Below are 22809 nucleotides of genomic sequence, written 5' to 3'. Positions count from 1 at the left end.
GGCCCCGAATCCTCTACCGCAGTAAATTTCTATCGGGCCTCACAACCCGTTCAATCCGCAAGGACGCGTTTTCATGTCATCCCTCCGCCCCAAGCGCACCTGGGTGCGCGTTCAGATCTTCTCGATCCTCTGGATCTTGGTGCTTCTGAACTTCATTGATCGTGCAACCCTTTCCGTGGCAATGCCCTTCATCGCCGAAGAGTTCCAGATGAGCCCCGAAATGCAGGGCGTTCTGCTCGGCTCCTTCTTCTGGACCTATCTCATCTTCCAGATTCCCGGCGGCTGGCTGCTCGACCGATTCGGCCCCCGCAAGATCGTCGGTGGCGCTGGCGTGATCTGGGGTTTCTTCCAGCTCATCGCCGGCTTCGCCTCGAGCGGACTGTTCCTCACCTTCACCCGCCTGGGCCTCGGCGCCTCAGAAGCCCCCGTCTTCCCCGCCGGAGCCAAGCTCAACGCCAACTGGTTGCCCGCAAAGGAACGCGCACGTGGCGCCACCTTCGTCGACGCAGCCGGCCCATTCGGCTCGGCGGTCGGTGGTCTCATCGTGACGCTGCTCATCGGTGTGTTCGGCGGATGGCGCATGGCGTTCATCATCACCGGTGCCGTCACCATGCTCGTGGCCGCGCTCTATTTCTTCTACCTGCGCGACAGCCCTGCACAGCACAAGGGCGTCAATGCGGCAGAGCTGGCCCACATCCAGAGCGATGACGCATCCGTCGACACCGCCAGCGGCCCGCTGCCCAAGGCATCGGACTATGCACGCTCGACCTCGTTCTGGGGCCTCATGCTGGGCCGTCTCGGCTGGGCCACCGTGTGGTGGGGCATCATCTCGTGGACTCCCTCCTACCTCTCGAGCGCCCTCGGTTTCGACCTCGCCGGCCTCGGCTGGGGAACCTTCCTCGTCTACGGGATGGGCGTCCTCGGCCAGCTCGTCGCGGGCATGACCGCAGACAAGTGGCGCCAGTCCACCCCGCGCTTCAACGTCGTGATGAAGACCATCTTCGGCATCTCGGGGCTCGGCACCGCGATCGCGATCTTCGCCCTCCCCGGCGTGACAGATGGCCCGACTGCGCTGGCACTGCTCAGCACCGCTGTGTTCTTCATCAACTTCGGTGGGCTCTACTGGGCGATTCCCGCGTGGCTCGCTCCCAAGAAGCAGGTGGGCACCGTTGGTGGTGTGATGAACGTCGCCTCCTCCGGTGGTGGAGCACTCGCCCCGATCGTCATGGGTTTCGCCATCGGCGCCAGCGGCGGAAGCTATGCCGGTTCGTTCGTTTTCTTGGGCGTCTGCGCCACGGTCTACCTGCTCGGCTCGCTGCTCATCAACTTTGAGAAGCCCCTCGCCGCCGCACGCCGCGGGGCTCTCACGGCCGAGAAGCCGGTTCCGGCTGAAGAGGACTCGGTCGCACGATGACGCGCTACGCCGGCGGGATCGTCGATGCCCACCACCACTTCTGGGAGCCATCGCTCGGCCGCAACCCCTGGCTGCTCCCCGAGGCGGCCATCCCGTTCCGCTACGGCTCGTACGAGTCGATCAAGCGAGACTATCTTCCGAGTGATCTGCTGTCGGATGCCGCCGGCTACCGCATCGTCGGCACCGTCACCATGGAGACGGAGTGGGACAGCACCGACCCCGTCGGCGAGATGCGCCATATGAGCGGCATCGCGGAGCGGTTCGGCCTGCCGAACGCCGCGGTGGCCGCCGCGACGCTCAACGATCCCGCGGTCGACGAGACGCTGGAGCAGCTGGCCGGCATTGCGCTGGTGCGCGGCGTTCGCCACAAGCCGGGGCAGGCGGCATCCGCGGCTCTGGCATCGCAGACCGCGACCCTGCTCACTGACCCGCGCTGGCAGGCCGGTTACGCGCTGCTCGCCAAGCACGGTCTCGACTTCGAGCTGCAGACCGCCTGGTGGCACCTCGGCGACGCACTCCTGCTTGCGCAGCGCCACCCCGAGACGCCCATGATCATCAACCACACGGCACTGCCGAGCGACCGCTCACGTGAGGGCATCCAAGGCTGGGCGGCAGCGCTCACCGCCATCGCCGCCGCGCCCAACGTGTCCATCAAGATCTCGGGCATCGGCCTCGCGGGCGTGCCCTGGTCGGCGGAGAACAATCGCGAGATCGTGGAGCGCACCGCCGAGATCTTCGGCCCTGAGCGCATCATGTTCGCGAGCAACTTTCCGGTCGACGGCCTCACGGGAAGCTACGACGACATCATGGGCGGCTTCGTGACCATCGCCGACGGCTGGAGCCCCGCCGAGCAGCGCGCGGCGTTCCTCTCCAATGCCGTGCGCATCTACCGCCTCGATGACGGGCTGCTCAGTGCCTGACGGAGTTGATGCACCCGGCTTCGTCGGTGCGAGCACCAAGGCATACATGGGTCAGGCACAGACCCTGGCATGGCTCGACGGCATCGCCACGGCGATCGACGAGCGCCCCGAGCTGACGGCTGGGGGAGTGAGGACGTTTGTGATTCCCGCATTCCCGCTGATTCCGGCAGCGCTCGAGCGCCTCGGTTCGCGCGGGGTCATGGTCGGCGCGCAAACCGTGAGCTGGGGCGACGGCGCTCTCACGGGCGAAGTCTCCGCGGCCCTGCTCGCAGAGATGGGCGTCGGAATCGTCGAGATCGGTCACGCCGAACGCCGCGAGCACTTCGGTGAAAGCGACGAGGTCATTGCGCAGAAGGTGCGCGTGAGCCTCGATGCCGGCCTCACCCCCCTGCTCTGCATCGGCGAGCCGGAGCGGGCCTCGATTGCCGAGGCGGCAGAGTTCTGCCGCAGGCAGGTGTTCAGCGCGCTCGGCGGCTCGCTCGTCGAACTGCCCGCACTCGTGCTCGCCTACGAGCCCATCTGGGCCATCGGTGCGAGCGAACCGGCCGCCGCTGACTACGTCAGCGGGGTGGTCACGGCCGTGCGGGACACCCTGCGCGCCGAGCGTGCGCAGTCGATTCCGGATGCCGCCGAGCACCCCGTTTCGGTGATCTACGGTGGCAGCGCTGGTCCAGGGCTGCTGCAGACGCTGCACGGTGTCGACGGGCTCTTCCTCGGTCGATTCGCACATGACCCCGCCAACTTTGTGAAGGTCGTCGACGAGGCGCTCGCGCTGCGCGCCTAATCCGCGCATTCCGCTCCTCGTCGCCAGAGAACATCGTTGGGGTGCCTGGCGAGCGCACAATCCGGAATCTGATCACCGAACGGTAACGAAGTCGGCGGGTTCACCCCGACGGCTGAAAACGTTGCACACGACTGTCGTAGATCCGATAGGATCTTTGATTGAAGTACCCCTAGCGCCAGGCACTCGACACAGCACGAGGGCGGCTTGGACTTATCAAAGGAGATAGACATGGTGTCAACCACGGCCAGAATCGCCGCGATCGGCGCGGTAGCCCTGCTCGCCCTCACCGGCTGCAGCAGCGCAGCCGAGAATCCATCCGTCGGCGCAGGCGCAGAAGGCGGTTTCACGCCCTCGGGCGACGCCCGCATGATCGTTCCGTTCAGCGCGGGCGGCGGCAGCGACCTGAGCGGTCGCGCAATCGCTGCAGGCCTCGAGTCGGTCACCGGCGTGAACGTCGCCGTGGAAAACCGCGAAGGCGGCTCCGGCGCGGTCGGCTACTCGCACTTCCTGGCGCAAGAGGGCAAGGACAACTACCTGCTCGCGGCCGAGACCGCACTGCTCGCGCTTCCCCTCACCCAGGACGTGCAGTTCGACTACACGAGCTTCACGCCCATCATGAAGCTCGGCGACGACTTCACGCTCCTTGTCGTCGCCCCCGACTCGCCCTTCGAGACCTGCGCCGATGTCGTCGACGCCGCAAAGAAGGACCGCGTCGTCGCTGCGGTCTCGGGTGCAACCAGCCTCGACGAAATCGTGTTCACCCTCGTCGAAGACGCCACCGGCGTCGAGTTCGACCGCGTGCCGTTCGAATCGGGCTCGGAGGTGCTCGCCTCGCTGCTCGGCGGCCAGATCGACATCGCCTCACTCAACCCGGGTGAGGTTCTCGGCCAGCTCGAGAGCGGCGACCTCAAAGCTCTCTGCGCGTTCTCAGACGAGCGCTACGACTACGAGCAGCTCGCAGACATCCCCACCGCCAAGGAGCAGGGCGTCGACGTGGCCTTCGCGCAGTTCCGCGGCTTCATCGCGCCCGGCGGCATCACCGACGAGGCGAAGCAGTTCTGGATCGACGCCGCCAAGGAGTTTGAGAAGTCCGACGCATACGCCGAGTACATCGAGAGCAATGTCATGCAGGCCAACGCCGTCTACGGTGACGACTTCGTCAGCTACCTCGAGGGCAACAACGCCGACCTCACGAAGGTCTTGAAGTAGTGGAATCCTCGCGTCTGAAGGTCGCCGGCATCGCGTTCAGCGCGGTGCTGGCGGCCGTCGGCGCGGCCGCCGTCGTCGCGGGCATCGGGTACGGTGCCTTCGACGAAGATGGTCGTGTTGGCCCCGGTTTTATGCCCGTCTTCGCCGGCGGGCTCATGATGCTCTTCGCCCTCACCGACATCTTCCAGCGCTGGCGTCAATCGGTTGTCGCCCACCGCGACGCCGAACTCACACTCGACACCACGGCCTTCCAGGCCATCGAGAGCGAACTCGACAGCGAGGGCAACCCCGACATCGACATCTTCGGGCGTTCGCAGAAGCAGCGTAATCGCCAGCTCGTCGCCGTCATCGGCATCCTGATCGCCACCCTGTTCATGGTGAACATCGTCGGCTTCATCATCGCGTTCGGCCTGATGCTCATGGCCATCGCGGTCTTCGTGGAGCGCCGTGCCTGGCTGTCTTCTCTCCTTGTCTCGGTTGTCGCGCTCGGCGTGGCCTATTTGATCTTCGGGGTCTTCCTGCGCGTGCCGCTGCCCCAAGGTCTGCTTGGAGTCTTCTAAACCATGCTCGACAATCTCATCCTCGGTTTTCAGACCGCGCTCACGCCCGAGAACGTTCTCTGGTGCTTCATCGGTGTGCTCGCCGGCACCATCATTGGCCTCATGCCCGGTCTGGGATCTACGACCGGTGTGGCCATCCTCATTCCTCTGACGCTCACTCTCGAGCCCGTCACCGCACTCATCATGCTCGCCGGCATCTACTACGGCGCCCAATACGGCGGAACGATCACCTCGGTGCTCATTTCCACACCCGGTGAAGCGGCCAGCGTCGTCACAACGCTTGACGGCTATCAGATGGCTCGCAAGGGCAGAGCCGGCGCCGCGCTGGCGATCAGCGCGATCGGCTCGTTCGTGGCCGCGATCATCTCGCTCGCGTTGCTCATGGCGCTCGCACCGCCGCTCGCAGACCTCGCCCTCAATTTCGGGCCCGTCGAGAACCTCTCCATCATGATTCTCGGACTCGTGATCGTGGTGAGCTTTGCCGGCGGATCGATGGCCCGCGGGCTCATGATGGCCGCAGCCGGTCTGCTCATCTCCACCGTTGGAGTCGCAACCGGCTTCAGCGATGCCCGCTTCACCTTCGGCAACATCGATCTGCTCGGCGGCATCCCGTTCGTCGAGGTCATGATCGGCATCTTCGCCGTCGGCGAGGTGCTGCACCAGATTCGCATCGGCGCAGCGGCCCCCATCAAGGCGCGCTTCAAAGACATGGTCATCACCAGGAATGAGCTCAAGCGCAGCGTCGGTCCGATCTTCCGCGGCAGCGGGATCGGTTTCGTGCTCGGTATCCTCCCCGGCGCCGGCTCGACCCTCGCCTCATTCATGTCCTACGGCATCGAGAAGAAGGTCTCGCCGAACAAGAAGGTGTTCGGCAAGGGCGCCATCGAAGGTGTCGCGGCACCCGAGGCGGCCAACAACGCGGCAGCCAACGCAAACTTCGTGCCGACGCTCGCGCTCGGCATTCCCGGCGGTGGAACCACGGCAGTGTTGCTCGGAGCCTTCACGATGTACGGCCTTCAGCCGGGCCCGCTGCTCTTCGAGACCCAGCCAACGCTGGTGTGGGGACTGCTCGTCTCGTTCTTCATCGGCAATGTTCTGCTGCTGATCTTGAACCTGCCGCTCGCGCCCGTATTCGCGCAGATGCTCCGTATTCCCTACGGCTTCCTCTACCCGATCATCCTGCTGACGAGCTTCATCGGCGCATACTCGGTCAGCAACAACATGTTCAGTGTTGTGCTCGTGCTGATCTTCGGTCTGCTCGGCTATGTCATGAAGGAGATCGACCTCCCCGTCGCGCCGCTCGTGCTCGGCCTCGTGCTCGGCCCGCTGTTCGAAAAGGCACTCGTGCAGACCTCGGCTCTCGGCCAGGGCAACTTCGGCATCATGCTCGAGAGCCCCATCTCGATCGGCATTCTGCTGTTCGCCCTGCTCATGGCGGTGGGCCCGATGATCCTCACCAAGCTGCGCGCACCCGGCAAGGCGCGCCGCGCGGCGGCTGCTTCGTCTGAGCGGGCTGAGGACAAGGTCGACGCCTAAGCCCCGTGCTCGTCAACCCCGTGCTCGTCGAATGACGGATGCCGCCTCACTCGTGTGGGGCGGCATCCGTCATTCAGGGCGTCTTCTCAGGCGGCGTACTGTAACGTAGACAAGTCGGCTCTAGACACCGCATGTGTAATGCGGATGGGTTTGTAAGTCTGGTGGGCCGGTTTCGCAACAATTCTGTTGGCGAAAAATCACAATGTATGTGAACGGCCCCGGTCACGACTTCCCCGGGTTCTCAGTTGCGATGCGCTCATCCGGCGCAGCGTCGTTCTGCCATGTACTCGAACACAACCCAGGAACATCTTCGATGCCCAAGAACCACAATTCTGCCGGCCGCACGGCCAAGAACTACGACCCGTCCTACGCAAAGGGTGCCGCCAAGGGCGGCCCCAAGCAGGGTGCCCGCAGCCCGGGACACCGCGGCTTCCGCGCCGATGAGGCCGGTGCCGCCCCCAAGAAGAACCGCTGGAACGCCGACGAGCGTGCCGCTCGCGCAGCCGGTGGCTCCGAGCGCCCCGCCTACGGCGACCGCCCGCAGCGCGGCAACGACCGCCCGGCTTACGGCGACCGTCCGGCGCGCGGCAACGACCGCCCGTCCTACAACAACGACCGCGGTGACCGTCCGGCGCGTGGCAACGACCGCCCGGCGTATGGCGACCGCGCGGCCGGTGGCCGCAGCGAGCGTCCCGCGTACAACAACGACCGTTCCGNTGGCAACGACCGCCCGGCGTATGGCGACCGCGCGGCCGGTGGCCGCAGCGAGCGTCCCGCGTACAACAACGACCGTTCCGAGCGTCCGTCCTATGGCCAGCGCAGCGAGCGTCCCTCCTACGGTGACCGTCCGGCGCGTGGCAACGACCGCCCGGCGTATGGCGACCGCGCGGCCGGTGGCCGCAGCGAGCGTCCCGCGTACAACAACGACCGTTCCGAGCGTCCGTCCTATGGCCNCGAGGCCCTTGCCGGTGCCACAGTCGTCTTCACGGATGATGACGTCCTGCGACACGTGACCGTCCGGCGCGTGGCAACGACCGCCCGGCGTATGGCGACCGCGCGGCCGGTGGCCGCAGCGAGCGTCCCGCGTACAACAACGACCGTTCCGAGCGTCCGTCTTACGGCCAGCGCAGCGAGCGTCCCTCCTACGGTGACCGTCCGGCGCGCGGCAACGACCGCCCGGCCTACAACAACGACCGCGGCGACCGCCCGGCCTACGGTGGCGATCGCAGCCAGCGCAACGAGCGTCCGTCCTACGGCGACCGCCCCCAGCGCAGCGAGCGCCCCGCCTACGGTGCGGGCAGCGAGCGCCCCGCGTACAACGCAGACCGCGCACCGCGTCGCGACGTCGCCGACCGTGCGGACCGCCCGCGTCGCAACGTCGAGGAGCGTCCGCCGCGCCGCGACAACTTCGACCGCCCCGGATTCCAGAAGTCTGAGCGCAGCGACTCGAGCTTCTACCCGAAGCGCGACTTCTCCGGAACCGCAGGCAAGGGCCACTTCACCCCGCAGGACGACGTGGTGCTCGAGCGCCTCGAGGCCGAGGCAATTCAGGCCTCGGACGTCGTCGGCATGAGCTTCGGTGACCTGGGCCTCGGCGGCAACATCGTCGCAGCCCTCGCCGAGCTCGGTGCTCCGAGTCCGTTCCCGATCCAGGCCGCAACCATCCCCGACGTTCTCGCCGGCAAGGATGTCCTCGGCCGCGGAAAGACCGGCTCCGGCAAGACCATCGCCTTCGGCGCTCCCCTTGTGGAGAAGCTGATGGAGAACGGTGGCGGCAAGAAGCGCGCGATGGGCCGCAAGCCCCGCGCACTCATCCTCGCCCCGACCCGCGAGCTCGCACTGCAGATCGACCGCACCGTGCAGCCGATCGCACGCTCCGTCGGGCTGTTCACCACGCAGATCTACGGCGGAGTCCCGCAGCACCGCCAGGTCGGCGCACTGCAGCGCGGCGTCGACATCATCGTCGGAACCCCCGGCCGCATCGAAGACCTCATCGAGCAGGGTCGACTCGACCTCAGCGAGGTCACCATCACGGTCCTCGACGAGGCCGACCACATGTGCGACCTCGGCTTCCTCGAGCCGGTGCAGCGCATCCTGCGCGAGACCGCCGACAACGGGCAGAAGCTGCTCTTCTCGGCAACGCTCGACAAGGGCGTCGCCCAGCTGGTCAAGGAATTCCTTCCTGAGCCGGCCGTCCACGAGGTCGCCGGTGAAGACCAGGCCTCCTCGACGATCGACCACCGCGTGCTCGTCATCGAGCAGCGCGACAAGGGCCGCATCATCGAGCAGCTCGCCGACCGCAACGGCAAGACCCTGGTCTTCGCCCGCACCCGTGCCTTCGCCGAGCAGCTCGCCGAGCAGCTCGACGACGCCGGCATCCCGGCCGTCTCGCTGCACGGTGACCTCAACCAGGCCCGCCGCACGCGCAACCTGGCGCAGCTCACCTCCGGTCGCGTCAGCGTGCTGGTTGCCACGGATGTCGCCGCCCGCGGCATCCACGTCGACGACATCGACCTGGTGATCCAGGCCGACGCTCCCGACGAGTACAAGACGTACCTGCACCGCTCCGGTCGCACCGGCCGCGCGGGCAAGCAGGGCACCGTCGTGACGCTCATCCCCAAGCAGCGTCAGCGCCGCATGGCCGAGCTGCTCGAGCGTGCCGAGATCGAGGCCGACTTCGTCGTCTCGTTCCCGGGCGACGAGCTGGTCTCGCAGATCGCCGGCCACACGCCGGTGAACGCGTAACCACACGCAGCAGTTCTGGGCCCGCTCGACCTTCCGGTCGGGCGGGCCTTCTGCATGCCGGCTACCGGATCTGGGCCCAACTCTCGCCCTGCGGGCCGCTGCGCCGCTATGCTCGCCGTCAACCGTGCTGAGAAGGAGCCAACCGTGACCGATGCGAACGAGCCAGTCGTACCCGCTTCCCAGCCAGCGCCGGGTGGCGCGCCAGGCTCCGCTCCTGCCGGCGGCAAGCCGGCCGCGACGGTGACCAGGGCCATGCTGCTCTGGGTCGGCGTCGGAGTGGTGCTCCTGGCCTTCTTGGCCTCGTTCCTCGGCGCCAGCATGGCAGGAGCGGCGGCCCCGGCACCGACGCCAACGCCGGCTCCGACCGTCTACGTGACGCCGGAGCCAGAGCAGAGCGAGGAGCCGCTGGACCCAGCGGAGCTGGAGGCGATGATCACCGAACTCATGCCAACCGGATCGGTCGTGCGGGCGGGCGTTGGAGCGCCGTCGGTCGATGCGGGCCTGGACGGGGATCTCTACATCGACCTCGACAGCGCCAACGTCTACCTGCGGCAGGACGGCGTGTGGGTGTCCGTCGGCAACATCAGGCAGAACGCCGCGGAGAATTTGACGGGCGAGCAGGGCGAAACCGGCGCCACCGGTGAGCAGGGTGAACAGGGCGAGGCAGGCAAGCCGGGCAAGCCGGGCGAGCCGGGGGTCGCAGGCACGCAGGTCACGCTCGGCACCGAAAGCCCGGATCCGGACGCCGACTGCGGCGCGGATGGCGACATCTACCTCGACACCAGCGCCATGATCTTCTACGCCTGCGCCGCGGGAGTGTGGGCTCCGCAGGAGTAGCGGCGAGGCAGGGAATTCCCGCGCCACCGGCAGTGTTATGTCAATAGTCGGGCATCTGAGCGCGTCCAGCGCAGTCTCAGGCCACGTGCAGCGAGAATGCAGCGTGGAGTGCTTTGCTCGGCACAACACAGAGTTCTCGACACGGCTTCTCGACTGAGTTTTTCGACACAGAAGCTGCGGGAGCAGAGGGGGAGCGATGAGCACCAACTACGTGGATATTGAAGATGCGGCCGGAGTGACGCGGCGCTACCGCCATCACGCGAACGGGCGCGGCTTCGTCTCGGCCGAGGCGACCGTGCACCGCAGCGCGTTCATCGCGCGCGGAAGTTACGTCGACCCGGGTGCCGAGGTGCATGCCGAAGCACAGATCGGTCCGGACAGCTGGATCGAGCCGGGCGCGATCGTCGGTGCCGGCGCGACACTTGGATCTCGTGCGCACCTGGCCCAGCACGCCGTCGTCGGCGCCGGCTCGCGCCTGGGCAACCGGGTCACGATCGGGGCCGCGGCCCGCGTCGGCGCCGGTGCACGCCTCGGCGACGATGAAACCGTCCCGGCCGGAGCTGTCATCCCCGGCCTGACCCCCGCCGCGCCGAACGGATCCCGCGCCGAGCACCTCGGCCTGGCCGCCTAGCCGCCCGGCGCTTCGCGCCGCCAACCGCGTTCCGCGCCAGAAATGTCTGGCGCGGAACGCGGTTTTTGGCGCGCGTGTAGTGCGCATCGTGGCTGACGCGGCTACGCCGCGGGCGACCAGGTGCTCAACGGATGCCGAGGTAGAAGCGCGATTCGTCTGTGCGGTGAAGCGCGCGGTAGTACTCGAACGGAATCTCGTCGGCGCCCCACGCGATCGACTCGATGTGCAGAACCGGCGAGCCGGCGGAGAGCTCGAGCAATCCGGCTTCCTCTGCGGAGGGGATGACCGCCTGTATCCATCGGTCGGCACCGACCGGGGTCACCCCGTAGTGGCGGCGGAGGTGTTCATAGAGTGAGCGGTTCTCCAGATTGCTCTTCAGCAGACCACTGAATGGTTCCTTGGGTAGCGTCGTCTGCACGAGCAGAGCCGGCGTGCCGTCCACAGATCGCAAGCGCCGGATCCGGATCACCGCGGATCCCTCTGCGAGCCGGAGTGCGCCGGCCTCTGTGCTGTCGGCTTTGCCCTCGGAGAGGCTGAGTACGCGAGTCGCGGAACTGCGCCCCGCTGCGAGCAGATCGGCGGAAGATCCGAGGGTTGAGCCGATGAAGCCCAGGTCGCGACGCGGAGGCGAGACGAAGGAGCCCTTCGCGCGGATCTTGTAGATCAGGCCGCGCTGCACGAGGTCGGCGAGCGCTTCACGGACGACGGTGCGAGACACGCCGAAGCGGTCTATGAGCTCGGCTTCCGAAGGCAGTGCTTGGTCTGCGCTCAGTTCGCCACTCGTTACCGCACCGCGGATGACGCCGGAAAGCTGCATCCACAGTGGCTCCTTCGATGCGCGATCGAGCTGGTGATCGCGCAGAGATGCGCCGCTCATGAGTCCCCCTTCATGCGAGACGCCATCTTTGACGATCCCGAGACTACCGTTCGCTGCCCGGTTGACAGTGAAGGAATGTCTGCCTATATTCATATCACTACTAACTTGTCATTATGAGTTAGGGACTACAGGTCGGTCGGCAATCGGGGCGTTTCGTGTTCTCGCGAGGTATCCAATCGGTCAGGTAGAGCGCAAAGACGCGAATCACATTTATGGAGGACAACAATGTCGTTTAGATCCCTTCGGCGAGTCAGCATCGCCGCCGCGGCCATCGCCGCTCTCACCCTCACCGGATGCGCAACGGGCGCCGACGCCGGTTCAGCCCCGGCCGGCGACGGCGACGGCGTATCGATCGCCCTGAGCAACGGCTTCGTGAACGGCTGGCGTCTCACCCTCATCAACAAGTTCGAAGAGGAGGCCACGAAGCTCAAGGCCGATGGGATCGTCTCCGATTTCTCGACGGTGAACGCGCCCGGTGAGAACAGCGCAACGGAGCAGGCCTCCCAGATTCGCAGCCTGGTGCTGCAGAACCCGGATGTCCTGCTGGTCATCCCCGCCTCCTCCACCGCCCTCATCCCGGCCGTTGAAGAAGCGTGTGACGCCGGAATCACGGTTGTCGTTCTCGACGCCGACATGGACGCACCGTGCGCCCACGTTGTGCGCAACGCGTATGACATGTGGGGCGAGGTGTCGATCATGCCTGCGCTCGAGGCGATCGGCGGCGAGGGCAACATCGTCATCAACCGCGGCGTCATCGGCTCACAGCCGGAAGAGGCGTTCCATGCCCGTCAGCTGGAGATCCTCGAGGACTACCCGAAGGTGAACGTCGCCGCGGAGATCAATGGCTTCTGCGACAGCAGCACCGCCCAGAAGGAGATCGTCTCGGTGCTGGGCTCGCTTCCGGAGATCGCGGCAGCACCGGGATGCATCGGCGGCATGGGCATCGTTCAGGCATTCGAGTCGGCCGGCCGGGAGGCACCGGTCGTCGTGTTCGACACCGACGGCAAGTCGCTGAACTTCTGGAGGGACAAGGGCATCGACAACGGTTCCTTCGCCGCCCTCACCGACCCCGGCCAGGTCATCGCCGCGATGTACGTTGCTCTGGCAGTGCGGGACGGTCAAGACGTTCCACGCGAGGTCGTCCTCCCCCTTCTCGAGATCTCGCAGGATGACCTCGACTACTGGGCCGACAAGCTCGACTCCGATGAGTACGCGGCGAACCAGTGGGACAAGGAAAGCGTGGACGCTGCTCTGACCGCAATTGCCGCAGGCGAAGACGTTCTCGCCCCCGCCATCAAGTAACCCCGTGTGAGCGGCGAGTTCGAGGAATAACCATGTCACGTACAGCGATCAGTGAATCACCACCCAGTGAATCGGTCGGTATGGCGCCCAGCGCCGCCCAGACCGCGCCGACCATCATCGCGCGCGGCGTAACGAGGAGTTACGGAAAAACCCGTGCTCTGCGGGGCGTCGATCTGCGGCTCGAACATGGTGAGATCCTCGGACTCGTCGGTCACAACGGCGCAGGCAAGAGCACGCTCATGCGTATGCTCGCCGCCATCGAGCAGCCAGACTCCGGCGAGGTCATCGCCAGAGAACGCCAGGCGGGCAAGGCCTGGGACGCCGCGTCCGCCGCCGCATCCGGTGTGCGCATGGTCTACCAGGAGCTCGCCCTCTGCAATGACTTGACAGTCGCGGAGAACGCTTCGCTCTCTGACCCCCGCCCGCCCGGTGCATGGGGCTGGCGGGGACGCGCGGAACGACGTATCAGTGAGGCGCTCGACACCGTCTTCCCCGGCCACGGCATCTCGGTCTTGCGCCGCACCGGTGAGCTGGCCATGGCTGAGCGCCAGATGGTCGAGATCGCCCGCGCCCTCTGCACCGACACCCTCAGCATGCTCATCCTCGATGAGCCGACCGAGTCGCTCGGCGTTGACGCAACCGCCCAGCTCTATGCGCACCTTCGCACGCTTACCAGCCGCGGCGTGAGCGTCCTGCTCATCTCGCACCGGATGCAGGAGGTGCTCGCCAACAGCGATCGCATCGCCGTGATGAAAGACGGCCTGGTCGTCGAGACCTTCGCTGCGTCCGCGACGTCCGAGGGCGAACTGCTCGTCGCGATGGGTGGCGAGGTGCGCGCAACGGAGGCCGAGTCGGATGCCGTTTCAGTCGGCACCGCGCTGGCCGGTCGCGCCGGCCAGCGCGGTGACCTCGTCGCCTCGGTGCGCGCCGCATCGGGAATCTCCTTCGAGGCCCGCGCCGGCGAACTCATCGGTCTGGCCGGTCTCGCGGGTCAAGGCCAAGAGCAACTGTTGAACAAGCTGTGGAGCGCCGGCGCGCTGAGCCGAGGCGTCACCGTGCCGAAGCGTCGCGCGTACGTACCTGGCGACCGCCAGACATCGGGAATCTTGCCGCTCTGGAGCGTCGCGGAGAATCTCACCATCTCCGCGCTGCGCGGGCTCGGCCGCTTCGGTCTCATCGATGGGCGCGCAAAGCGCGCACTGGCCGCCCGCTGGATCACCGCGCTCAAGGTGCGCGGTGATGCCACCACTCCGATCACCTCCCTCAGCGGCGGTAACCAGCAGAAGGTCCTCGTCGCCAGAGCCTTCGCCGCCGATGCCGCGCTGGTGCTCCTCGACGATCCGTTCCGCGGGGTCGACGTCGCCACCAAGAACGAGCTCTACGCGCTGATGAAGGCCGAAGCCGCCGCAGGGCGATCGATCGTCTGGTACTCGACGGAGAACAGTGAGATGGCGCATTGCGACCGGGTCTACGTCTTCCGCGCGAACCGCCTCGTCTCCGAACTGAGCGGCGAATCCAACACCGAGGAGCGGATCATCGCCGACTCCTTCGACGAGACCACCGGAGAACTGCGATGACCACCACACTTCCGGCCACAGCCCGGCCCGGGCTGAGCACTCGCGCCAGGGTGAGCGTCAGCCATGGTTTTCCCGCCATGCTCTCCCTCGTTGCATTGCTCGTCATCCTCGGCATCGCCGTTGCCAACCAGCCCGGCATCCTCAGCGTGTCTGGCCTCACGCTCATGCTGATGTCCGCGGTGCCGTTGGTCTTCGCGGCGCAGGCGCAGATGCTCATCATGTCTGTCGGCGACATCGACCTCGGCATCGGTGCCCTCATCGGTCTCGTGACGGTCATCGCCGCCACGCTCCTGACCGAGAGCCCCATCCTCGGTGTCGGGATGCTCGTGGCGATTGTGCTGGTCTACGCCCTGCTCGGGCTGATCGTGCAGAAGCGCGGCGTTCCCTCCATCATCATCACGCTCGGCATGTCTTTCGTCTGGATCGGCCTCGGCCTGCAAATCCTGCCGACGCCGGGCGGTGCCACTCCCGAGTGGCTCGCGGCACTCGGCCGGTGGCGCCCGGATGCCATCCCCGCACCATTGGTCTTCATCGTGGCCGCAACCGTCATCGGCTGGTACCTCGCACGGCAGAGCCGTATCGGCACCCGGATGCGGGCGCTCGGCAGCAGCGCACCGACGCTGCAGAAGGCCGGCTGGTCTCTCGCCGGCACCCGCATCGTGACCTATGTGCTTGCCGCGACACTGATCATCGTCTCCGGCCTGCTGCTGGCCTCGCAGACCCGCTCGGGTGACATCAACTCCGCGAGCAACTTCACTCTCATGACGATCGCCGCAGTGATCCTGGGCGGCGGAAACTTCTCAGGCGGGCGTGCGCTGCCCATCGGTGCGACACTCGGCGCCGTCACCCTGGGCCTGATCACCGTGCTGCTCAGCGTGATGAGCCTGTCATCCAGCCTGCAGTCCGCTGCGCAGGGAATCATCGTGCTCGCCGTTCTGGCCGGTCGCGTCATCACAGAGAGGTTCACCCGATGAGCGTCACGCTCCCCTCACCTTCGCTGACCGAGCCGGATTCCGCTCTGGGGCGTCGCCGCCTCGGCTGGCCGGCCTGGGGCTGGTCCCTCATCGGCGTGCTCGCCGTGTGGGCCCTCATTGTCATCGTGCGTCCCGGCGCACCGCTCGACCCCCTCGCGCAGGCACTGACGCTGGCACCGTTCTTGGTGCTCGTCGCCCTCGGCCAGATGCTCGTCATCACGCTCGGCCCTGGCAACATCGATGTCTCGGTTGGCACGATCATCTCGATGGCGTCCTACGTCTCGGTGGCCATCGGTGCCAGCGTCGGTCCGATCGCCGGCATCCTCGCCGCCGTCGGTGTCGGCATCGCCGCAGCCGTCTGCAGCGTCATCGCCATTCTGTTGCTCAGAGTGCCGCCGATCATTGCCACCCTGGCGACGAGCTTGATCGTCTCCTCGGCGACCTTGCTCCTGGCCGATGCCAGCAGGCATTCGGCGGATGCCGGGCTCCGCGAGTTCGTGAACGCGAAGATCCTCGGGATCCCGGGGATCCCGGTGATCGCGCTGCTCGTGCTCGCCGTCACGGTCGTGATCGCCCTGATGCTGCGGCACACGCGCTTCGGCCTCTCGGTACTGGCCGTCGGACAGAGCGCCCGCGCCGCAGAGCGCGCCGGCATCACGGTGTGGGCGATCACCGCCTTGGCATACCTCGCCTGTGGTGCATTCGCCGGCCTCGCCGGTGGCCTGCTCGCCGCGTTCATCTCGCCGAGTACGGTGCTCGGCACCTCGTACATGCTCGACTCCATCGCCGTCGTCGTGATCGGCGGAACGTTGATTTCCGGCGGTCGGGCGGTTCCGACCGGCGCCTGGACCGGTGCGCTCTTCTTCGTTCTACTCTCCGGACTGTTGAACCTCGTGGGATGGAGCATTGGCGCTCAGAACATCCTCAAGGGCGTCCTCGTCGTCGCCGTGGTCATCGTCTCGGCCGCTGCCACCGGAACCGGCCGATCTTCACGTGCGCGACTGCGCGAATCCCTCCACCTCGGAAACAGAAACAAGGAGACAACACATGGCTGACCTCGATGACCTTCGCGAAGGAACGAACTTCGGCGGCGCGCCCGTCGGTACCCCGGGCAACTTCCACCTGAAGGGCCTTGGCGGTCAGGACTGGGGCATGCGTGCCCGCCTGTCGCGCATCTTCGACCCGGCCGACGGCAGGACCGTGATGCTCGCCTTTGACCACGGCTACTTCCAGGGCCCGACATCCGGTCTCGAGCGCCTGGACCAGTCGATTGTCCCTCTGATCCCGCAAGCCGATGCCCTCATGCTCACCCGCGGCGCGCTTCGCACCACCATCCCGGCCGAGAACGGCAAGGGCATTGTGTTGCGCGCCAGCGGTGGACCGAGTGTGCTGACCGACCTCTCCAACGAGGAGATCGCGGTCAGCATCGACGACGCCGTGCGGGTTGACGCTGCTGCGCTGGCCGTGCAGGTCTTCGTCGGAAGCGAGAACGAGACCAAGTCGATCAAGAACCTGACCACCTTGGTCGACCAGGGCCAGAACGTCGGAATCCCCGTGCTCGCAGTGACGGCAGTGGGTCGCGACATGGTGCGCGACGCCCGCTACTTCCGCCTCGCTACCCGGATGTCGGCCGAACTCGGCGCAGCTTTCGTGAAGACCTACTACGTCGAGGACGGCTTCGAGACCATCACGGCCGCCTGCCCCGTTCCCATTGTGATCGCCGGCGGCAAGAAGGTTGAGGAGAAAGACGCCCTCACCATCGCCTATCGCGCGATGCAGGAGGGCGCCGCCGGCGTCGACATGGGTCGCAACGTCTTCCAGTCCGACCACCCGTCCGCAATGCTCGCAGCCGTGCGCGCCGTCGTGCACGAAAACCTGACGCCCGATGAGGCCTTCGCCCTGTACGAGGAACTCTCCCACTGATCTGAGGGCGCGGGATGGAACCATCCCGCGCCCCTGTCGTTACATAAGGAACACCATGCCTGCTCTGTCGAGCTATGCACACGCCGTAGCCCCCGTGGACGTCGCCGTGATCGGCGCCGGAATCAATGGTCTCGCCGTCGCCCGAGAGGCCGCCCGTCGCGGCCTCAGCGTCGCGTTGATCGACCAAGACGACATCGGGGCACGCACCTCGGCCATCTCCACCCGCCTGATCCACGGCGGTCTCAAGTACTTGGAGCGCCTCGAGCTGCATCTCGTCTACGAGTCGATTCGTGAGCGCAACATCCTGCTCAAGCGTGCGCCGCACCTGGTGCACCATTACCCGATGCTGGTGCCGTTCGTGAAGGGCCAGAGCCGGCCCGGCTGGTTGGTCGCCTGCGGCCTGCTGCTGCACGACGCGCTTGCCATCGGAAAACCGCTGCCGTTCAACCGGATCGTCTTCGGAGCCAGGATGCGCCGCGATTGGCCGGAGCTCGCCGAGGGCGGTGTCACATGGGGCGGACTCTTCCACGATGCGCACGTACCACTGACCGAACGCCTCAGCCTCGAGCTCGCCGTCGACGCCCAGGCGCACGGCGCCACGGTTCTGACCCACTCCCGTGTCGAGGCGCTCGTGCGCACCGGCGGGCGCGTTGCCGGCGTACGTTACCGTGACCGTCTCGACGGGCAGTTGAAACAGCTTGATGCGCGCCTGGTCGTCAATGCTGCCGGACCGTGGGTCGACGAGGTGCTCGCTCTGGCCGGTGGGCACGACCGCAAGATGGGCCCGACGAAGGGCAGCCACCTGATTGTCGACCCCTTTGACGGGGCTCCGGACACCTGCATCTTCTTTGAGTCGCCGGATGACGCACGCCCGATGTTCGTGCTGCCCTGGAACGGTCGCTTCATGATCGGAACCACCGACATCCCGTACAACGACTCGCTCGAGTCGATCGTGATCGACAAGGACGAGAGCGCCTACCTGCTCAATGCGGTCAACCTGCTCATCCCGCGAGCGAAGCTCAACGTCGATGACGTGCTCTGGTCGTACTCCGGTGTGCGCCCCCTGCCCTATGTCGGCGAACTCGACGACCCGTCCAAAGTCAGCCGCGATCATGAGATCCTCGTGCACACTGGTGCCAGCAGCGGCCTGATCACCCTGATCGGCGGCAAGCTGACCACTCACCGCGCGTTGGGCGAGCTGGTGGCCAAGAAGATCGAGCGTGCGTTGGGTCGCAAGCCCGGCGTCTCGCCCACCCGCGATGCTGCGCTCCCGGGTGCCCCGGCCGGAGACTGGGCCGCGTACCGCACCAGCTTCATTGAGCGCAGCGCACTCCCTGTGGCATCCGCGACCCGCATCGTCGACACCTACGGCGTCGCCGCGGAGGTCATCGCGCGACTGGCCGCGGAGACGCCAGAGCTTGCGGAGATCGTCGACCCGGACAGCGGTGCGATCGCCGCCGAGGCCGTGCACGCCGTGCTGAACGAGGGTGCCTTCACCCTGGAGGACGTTGTGCTGCGTCGCATGGTCGTCGCGCTGAACGCCGACGTCGGCCTCTCGGCCGCCCCGGTGATCGCCGCCGTGCTGGTGCAGTACGCGGGCTGGACAAACGAGCGCGCCGAGACAGAGCTTGACCGATATCGTCAGTCGATGCGCCGTTTCATGCCGCGGGTCGTCCGCGCTGAAAATGCAGCCGACCACTAGCAAGGAAGCGACAGTGTCAGTTCAACAGTGTTTCATCGGGATTGATGTCGGCCTCACGTCGGCGAAGGCCGCCGCATTCGACGCGGATGGCAACGAGCTGCGGAGCTACTCCGCCCCGAATCCTCGCGTGGCCGTCGCCTCCGACCGCCAGGAGATCGACATGGCCGCGCTCTGGGGTGTCGTGGCCGATGTGCTCGGACACCTGACCGGCTGGCTCGACGCACATGGCTGGGCCGTGCAGTCGATCGGCGCTACCGGCCACGGCAACGGACTCTACCTCGTCGATGAGGCGCTGGCCCCGGTGCGGAGTGCCTTCGCCTCGACCGACACGCGCAGCGAGAACATCGTGGCTGGCCTGGACGAGGCCGAAGTGGAACGGGTACGTGCCATTACCGGCTCGATGCCGTGGGCCGGGCAGCCCGGTGTGCTGTTGCGCTGGCTGCATGACAACGAGCCGGAGGCTCTGGAGCGGGCACGCTGGGCGCTGACCTGCAAAGACTGGATCACCGCCTGCCTCGTCGGCCGCGCGACCGCCGACTACTCCGATGCCTCTGGGTGCGGACTGGTCAATCTGGCCGAGCGGCGCTACGAGCCGGAGGTGTTCGACGTGCTCGGCGTTCCGCGTGAGCTGATGCGCTTGCAGCCACCACTGGCGAACTCGGATGCCGTCGTCGGCGCGGTCACCGGCGAGGCCGCTGCCCGCACCGGCCTCGCGGCCGGGATTCCCGTGGTGGCAGGGTGCATGGATTGCGTGGCCAGCCCGATCGGGGCAGGCGCGACAAAACGTGGCGACGTCACGGTCATCGTTGGCACCTGGGCGATCAACTCGGTCGTCGTGCCCGTCAAGGATGCGCCGCCCCGAGTCACCCTGAACGCGTTGCTTCCAGATCCCAAACTCATGCTCGCGCAGGAGGTGGCCCCGACGTCAGCCGCCAGCATCGAGTGGTATTCCTCACTGATGTCGACCCTGGCGGCTGACGGTGTCACGCCGCAGCAGCTTCTCGCGGCGGCGGAGTCCGTTCCGCCCGGTGCCGATGGTCTGATCTTCCTGCCGTTCGTCCACGGCGCGCCCGAGCACCTCGGGGCGTCCGGAACCCTGATCGGTGTCAAAGGCAGCCACGGCCACCGCGAAATTGCGCGGGCCGTTGCGGAGGGCATCACCCAGTACCACCGGGTGCAGTTGGCCAAGTTGCGTTCCAGCGGTGCCGAGGTCTCGGATGAGCCATGGACACTCGCTGGCGGTGGCGCCAAGAACCCGCTGTGGGCACAGATGTTCGCCGACGTGATTGACCACCCCGTGCGCAGACAGCTGGGAACAGAGCTCGGTGCACGCGGCGTTGCGTTGCTCGCGGCCACTGGAACCGGTCACGATACCGGCGGCTGGGGAGTGAGCCCGGACCCCGCACTCGTGGTGTCGCCGGGTAGGGACCGTGACAGCTATCAACTACAGGGGGAGCGCTTCGACCGAGTGCTCGCCGCCATGGGACAGGTATGGACGGAGGCCGCACGATGACGGCAATGGAGCACGCACTGCAGGGTGCGCTCGAGGAGATTGTGCGCGTGTCACGCGCGCTCGGCGACGATCCGAAGCTCGTGCTGCACGGCGGAGGAAACACCTCGATCAAGGCGCTCGGCACGGACGTGACCGGCGAGGAGATCGAGCTGCTGCTCGTCAAGGGCAGCGGCTGGGATCTGGGCACGATTCAGGCACAGGGCTTTGCCCCGCTCCGCCGTGACCGGCTGCTTGCCCTGTTGAAGCTGCCGACGCTGAGCGACTCAAGCATGGTCAATGAATTGCGCCAGGCGTCGCTCTCGGCCACGGCGCCGACCGCGTCGATCGAGGCGCTGTTGCACGCCCATCTGCCCGCCCGTGTGGTTCTGCACTCGCACGCTGACGCCATCGTGGCCCTGACCGACCAGCCAGACGGGCTGCGGCGCGCCGCCCAGGTCCTGGGTGAGCGGGTCGTCGTCCTGCCGTACATCATGCCGGGCTTTGATCTGGCTCGGCTGGTTGCCTCGACCGAGCTGGGAGACGCGGATGCGATCGTGCTGTCCAACCACGGGCTCTTCACTTTCGCGGATGACGCTGAGCTCGCGCTCGAGCGACACCTCGCTCTGGTGGCCACGGCATCTGCAGCTCTCGGGATCGAGAACTGGGGCCATGAAGGAGAGAGCGTGTCCCGATCGGGGGAGCCGTTCGAGCTGGCCAGGCTGCGGCGGGACATCGCTCAGGCTGCGGGCCGCCCGCTGCTGTTGCGGCAATCCAGCTCGGAGCGGGCGTTGGCCTTCGCCGCTCGTGACGACCTCGCCGCCGTCACGGCGCGCGGAACCGCAACGCCGGAACACGTGATCCGCACCAAGCGGACGCCGCTGCTCGGCACCGACGTGCGGGCCTATGCCGACGATTACCTGCGCTATGTCGCCCAGAACCGTGGCGACGGTGAGTACACCGTGCTTGACCCGGCCCCACGTGTCGTGCTCGATGCCCGGCTCGGGCTGTTGACCGCAGGAGCGACACCGGCGGCGGCGGATGCGGTGCACGACATCTATGTGCACACGATGGACATCATCGATGCCGCCGATCGCGACGGCGGATATCACTCGCTCAACGAGGCGCAGAGCTTCGAGATCGAGTATTGGGAGCTGGAGCAGGCACGCGTTCGGCAGACGATGATCGGCCGTGATCTCGAGGGCGAGGTGGCCGTGGTCACCGGTGCGGCGTCGGGGATCGGCCGGGCGTGCGCCGCCGCGCTCTTGTCGCGTGGCGCCGCCGTGGTGGGCATCGACCTCAACGACTCCGTCGTGTCGACTTTCGAGGGGCGCTCGTGGCGCGCTGTCGTCGGCGACGTGAGCGACACCGCGGTACTGGACGCGGCCATCGATCTCGCCGCGCGCGAGTTCGGCGGCATCGACATGCTCGTTGTCGCGGCCGGAATCTTCCCGGAGAGCGCACCGCTGTCCTCTCTCGATGACACACTCTGGGATCGCTCGCTCCGGGTGAACGCCACGGCTGTTGCGCGGGCACTGCGGGTGACGCATCCGCTGCTCGCGCTCGCGCCGCGAGGCGGCCGCGTCGTGCTGGTGTCGACCAAGAACGTTGCGGCGCCCGGCCCAGGTGCCGCCGCCTACTCCGCCAGCAAGACCGCGGCGGCCCAGCTCGCCAGGGTCGCGGCGCTGGAATGGGCCGCCGACGGCATCCGGGTCAACCACGTCGAGCCCGATGCCGTCTTCGACACCGCGATCTGGACCACGGAGTTACTCGCCGAGCGGGCAGCGCGCTACGGCCTGACCGTCGAGGAGTACCGCACCCGCAACCTGCTGGGCATCGAGGTGACGAGTGCCATGGTCGCGGATGCCGTCGTGGCGCTCTGCGCGGGGTTCCCGGCAACCACGGGTGCACACATCACGGTGGATGGCGGCAACGACCGCGTGATCTAGTTGCCTCGGCCATGCTCAACCGCGCACTCGCGCCCCATCGAAACAAAGGACCATCACCGTGTCGGACAGCTTCTTCCAGGTCATTGCGCGTTACCAGCCGAGGGACGGACAACTCGAGACTGTGCTCGAGCTGCTCGCCGAGCTGACCACGGCAACGCGCGCCGAGCCCGGCTGCGTCAGTTTCGAGTACTTCCGCAATGTCGAGAACCCGGGGGAGGTCGTGATCGTGGAGCGCTTCGTAGATCAGGCCGGTTTCGCGGCGCACCGCGATACCGAGCACTTCACCCGCATCGGGGTGGAACAGATCGTGCCGCTGCTCGAAGCCCGGTCCTCAACCAAGGCGGTCGCGACGCTCGTGTAGTCGGAGCGTTTGAGGCTGC

At 66.8% G+C, this 22809-nt stretch carries 18 protein-coding genes and 1 pseudogene; 18 read left to right on the top strand and 1 reads right to left on the bottom strand.

Going from position 1 to position 22809, the window contains the following annotated elements:
* Window positions 1-73 precede the first annotated feature (73 nt).
* The 9 genes and pseudogenes from ASC66_RS04995 (at window position 74) to ASC66_RS04955 (ending at window position 10636) form a co-directional block, all read left to right on the top strand.
* Window positions 74-1414, top strand: a complete 1341-nt coding sequence (locus ASC66_RS04995) for an MFS transporter (RefSeq protein WP_055835438.1) — start codon at window positions 74-76, stop codon at window positions 1412-1414.
* On the top strand, window positions 1411-2334 hold the full coding sequence (locus ASC66_RS04990; RefSeq protein ID WP_055835435.1) for an amidohydrolase family protein: 924 nt from the start codon (window positions 1411-1413) through the stop codon (window positions 2332-2334). The genes ASC66_RS04995 and ASC66_RS04990 overlap by 4 nt, the downstream gene beginning before the upstream one ends.
* Window positions 2327-3118: a triose-phosphate isomerase family protein gene (locus tag ASC66_RS04985; protein ID WP_235496676.1), complete on the top strand. Its 792-nt coding sequence runs from the start codon at window positions 2327-2329 to the stop codon at window positions 3116-3118. The genes ASC66_RS04990 and ASC66_RS04985 overlap by 8 nt, the downstream gene beginning before the upstream one ends.
* A 228-nt stretch (window positions 3119-3346) precedes the next feature.
* Entirely contained in the window at window positions 3347-4327 is a 981-nt protein-coding gene (locus ASC66_RS04980; RefSeq protein WP_055835429.1) for a tripartite tricarboxylate transporter substrate binding protein, read from the top strand.
* Window positions 4327-4887 carry a tripartite tricarboxylate transporter TctB family protein gene (locus ASC66_RS04975; protein ID WP_055835426.1) on the top strand — a complete coding sequence of 187 codons (561 nt, stop codon included), beginning with the start codon at window positions 4327-4329 and terminating at the stop codon, window positions 4885-4887. Before ASC66_RS04980 ends, ASC66_RS04975 begins: the two co-directional genes overlap by 1 nt.
* A 3-nt stretch (window positions 4888-4890) precedes the next feature.
* Window positions 4891-6423 carry a tripartite tricarboxylate transporter permease gene (locus tag ASC66_RS04970; protein WP_055835423.1) on the top strand — a complete coding sequence of 511 codons (1533 nt, stop codon included), beginning with the start codon at window positions 4891-4893 and terminating at the stop codon, window positions 6421-6423.
* Between the two features lie 954 nt (window positions 6424-7377).
* Window positions 7378-9168, top strand: a pseudogene (locus ASC66_RS17755) (DEAD/DEAH box helicase); the annotation flags it as partial.
* Between the two features lie 144 nt (window positions 9169-9312).
* A complete protein-coding gene (locus ASC66_RS04960) occupies window positions 9313-10005 on the top strand; it encodes a collagen-like triple helix repeat-containing protein (protein WP_157509650.1) in 693 nt (230 codons plus the stop codon).
* A 196-nt stretch (window positions 10006-10201) separates the two neighbouring features.
* Window positions 10202-10636, top strand: a complete 435-nt coding sequence (locus ASC66_RS04955; RefSeq protein WP_082492015.1) for a hypothetical protein — start codon at window positions 10202-10204, stop codon at window positions 10634-10636.
* 124 nt (window positions 10637-10760) lie between these two features.
* Here ASC66_RS04955 and ASC66_RS04950 read toward each other — a convergent pair whose 3' ends face one another.
* Window positions 10761-11513 carry a GntR family transcriptional regulator gene (locus tag ASC66_RS04950; RefSeq protein ID WP_055835416.1) on the bottom strand — a complete coding sequence of 251 codons (753 nt, stop codon included), beginning with the start codon at window positions 11511-11513 and terminating at the stop codon, window positions 10761-10763.
* 225 nt (window positions 11514-11738) lie between these two features.
* Here ASC66_RS04950 and ASC66_RS04945 point away from each other — a divergent pair, with 225 nt between their 5' ends.
* The 9 genes from ASC66_RS04945 to ASC66_RS04905 are packed head-to-tail and all read left to right on the top strand — an operon-like array spanning window position 11739 to window position 22790.
* Window positions 11739-12815: a substrate-binding domain-containing protein gene (locus ASC66_RS04945; RefSeq protein WP_055835413.1), complete on the top strand. Its 1077-nt coding sequence runs from the start codon at window positions 11739-11741 to the stop codon at window positions 12813-12815.
* A 32-nt stretch (window positions 12816-12847) separates the two neighbouring features.
* Entirely contained in the window at window positions 12848-14392 is a 1545-nt protein-coding gene (locus ASC66_RS04940; RefSeq protein WP_200944709.1) for an ATP-binding cassette domain-containing protein, read from the top strand.
* Window positions 14389-15366 (top strand): ABC transporter permease, encoded by a 978-nt coding sequence (locus ASC66_RS04935; RefSeq protein WP_055835405.1) that lies wholly within the window; start codon window positions 14389-14391, stop codon window positions 15364-15366. The genes ASC66_RS04940 and ASC66_RS04935 overlap by 4 nt, the downstream gene beginning before the upstream one ends.
* Window positions 15363-16421 carry an ABC transporter permease gene (locus tag ASC66_RS04930; protein ID WP_055835402.1) on the top strand — a complete coding sequence of 353 codons (1059 nt, stop codon included), beginning with the start codon at window positions 15363-15365 and terminating at the stop codon, window positions 16419-16421. The genes ASC66_RS04935 and ASC66_RS04930 overlap by 4 nt, the downstream gene beginning before the upstream one ends.
* Window positions 16414-17289, top strand: coding sequence for a 3-hydroxy-5-phosphonooxypentane-2,4-dione thiolase (gene lsrF, locus ASC66_RS04925; RefSeq protein ID WP_055835399.1), 876 nt, complete (start codon window positions 16414-16416; stop codon window positions 17287-17289). Before ASC66_RS04930 ends, lsrF begins: the two co-directional genes overlap by 8 nt.
* A 55-nt stretch (window positions 17290-17344) precedes the next feature.
* A complete protein-coding gene (locus ASC66_RS04920; protein WP_055835396.1) occupies window positions 17345-18991 on the top strand; it encodes a glycerol-3-phosphate dehydrogenase/oxidase in 1647 nt (548 codons plus the stop codon).
* Window positions 18992-19004: 13 nt separating this feature from the next.
* Complete coding sequence (locus ASC66_RS04915; RefSeq protein ID WP_200944707.1) at window positions 19005-20504, top strand: FGGY-family carbohydrate kinase; 1500 nt, start codon at window positions 19005-19007, stop codon at window positions 20502-20504.
* A 5-nt stretch (window positions 20505-20509) separates the two neighbouring features.
* Complete coding sequence (locus ASC66_RS04910; protein WP_200944705.1) at window positions 20510-22429, top strand: SDR family NAD(P)-dependent oxidoreductase; 1920 nt, start codon at window positions 20510-20512, stop codon at window positions 22427-22429.
* Window positions 22430-22487: 58 nt separating this feature from the next.
* Complete coding sequence (locus tag ASC66_RS04905; protein ID WP_055835390.1) at window positions 22488-22790, top strand: putative quinol monooxygenase; 303 nt, start codon at window positions 22488-22490, stop codon at window positions 22788-22790.
* The last annotated feature ends 19 nt before the right edge of the window (window positions 22791-22809 follow it).

The sequence above is a fragment of the Leifsonia sp. Root4 genome, assembly GCF_001425085.1.
Taxonomy (GTDB): domain Bacteria; phylum Actinomycetota; class Actinomycetes; order Actinomycetales; family Microbacteriaceae; genus Microterricola.
Note: the sequence above shows the minus strand (reverse complement) of the source record. Positions and strands in the feature narration are given on the sequence as shown.

Bases quoted from the DNA above. Each gene is read 5' to 3' on its own strand.
- ASC66_RS04930 (WP_055835402.1), top strand. From the start codon at position 15,363: ATGAGCGTCACGCTCCCCTCACCTTCGCTGACCGAGCCGGATTCCGCT.
- ASC66_RS04945 (WP_055835413.1), top strand. From the start codon at position 11,739: ATGTCGTTTAGATCCCTTCGGCGAGTCAGCATCGCCGCCGCGGCCATC.
- lsrF (WP_055835399.1), top strand. From the start codon at position 16,414: ATGGCTGACCTCGATGACCTTCGCGAAGGAACGAACTTCGGCGGCGCG.
- ASC66_RS04995 (WP_055835438.1), top strand. From the start codon at position 74: ATGTCATCCCTCCGCCCCAAGCGCACCTGGGTGCGCGTTCAGATCTTC.
- ASC66_RS04910 (WP_200944705.1), top strand. From the start codon at position 20,510: ATGGAGCACGCACTGCAGGGTGCGCTCGAGGAGATTGTGCGCGTGTCA.
- ASC66_RS04980 (WP_055835429.1), top strand. From the start codon at position 3,347: ATGGTGTCAACCACGGCCAGAATCGCCGCGATCGGCGCGGTAGCCCTG.
- ASC66_RS04935 (WP_055835405.1), top strand. From the start codon at position 14,389: ATGACCACCACACTTCCGGCCACAGCCCGGCCCGGGCTGAGCACTCGC.
- ASC66_RS04920 (WP_055835396.1), top strand. From the start codon at position 17,345: ATGCCTGCTCTGTCGAGCTATGCACACGCCGTAGCCCCCGTGGACGTC.
- ASC66_RS04940 (WP_200944709.1), top strand. From the start codon at position 12,848: ATGTCACGTACAGCGATCAGTGAATCACCACCCAGTGAATCGGTCGGT.
- ASC66_RS04955 (WP_082492015.1), top strand. From the start codon at position 10,202: ATGAGCACCAACTACGTGGATATTGAAGATGCGGCCGGAGTGACGCGG.
- ASC66_RS04970 (WP_055835423.1), top strand. From the start codon at position 4,891: ATGCTCGACAATCTCATCCTCGGTTTTCAGACCGCGCTCACGCCCGAG.
- ASC66_RS04950 (WP_055835416.1), bottom strand. From the start codon at position 11,513: ATGAGCGGCGCATCTCTGCGCGATCACCAGCTCGATCGCGCATCGAAG.
- ASC66_RS04990 (WP_055835435.1), top strand. From the start codon at position 1,411: ATGACGCGCTACGCCGGCGGGATCGTCGATGCCCACCACCACTTCTGG.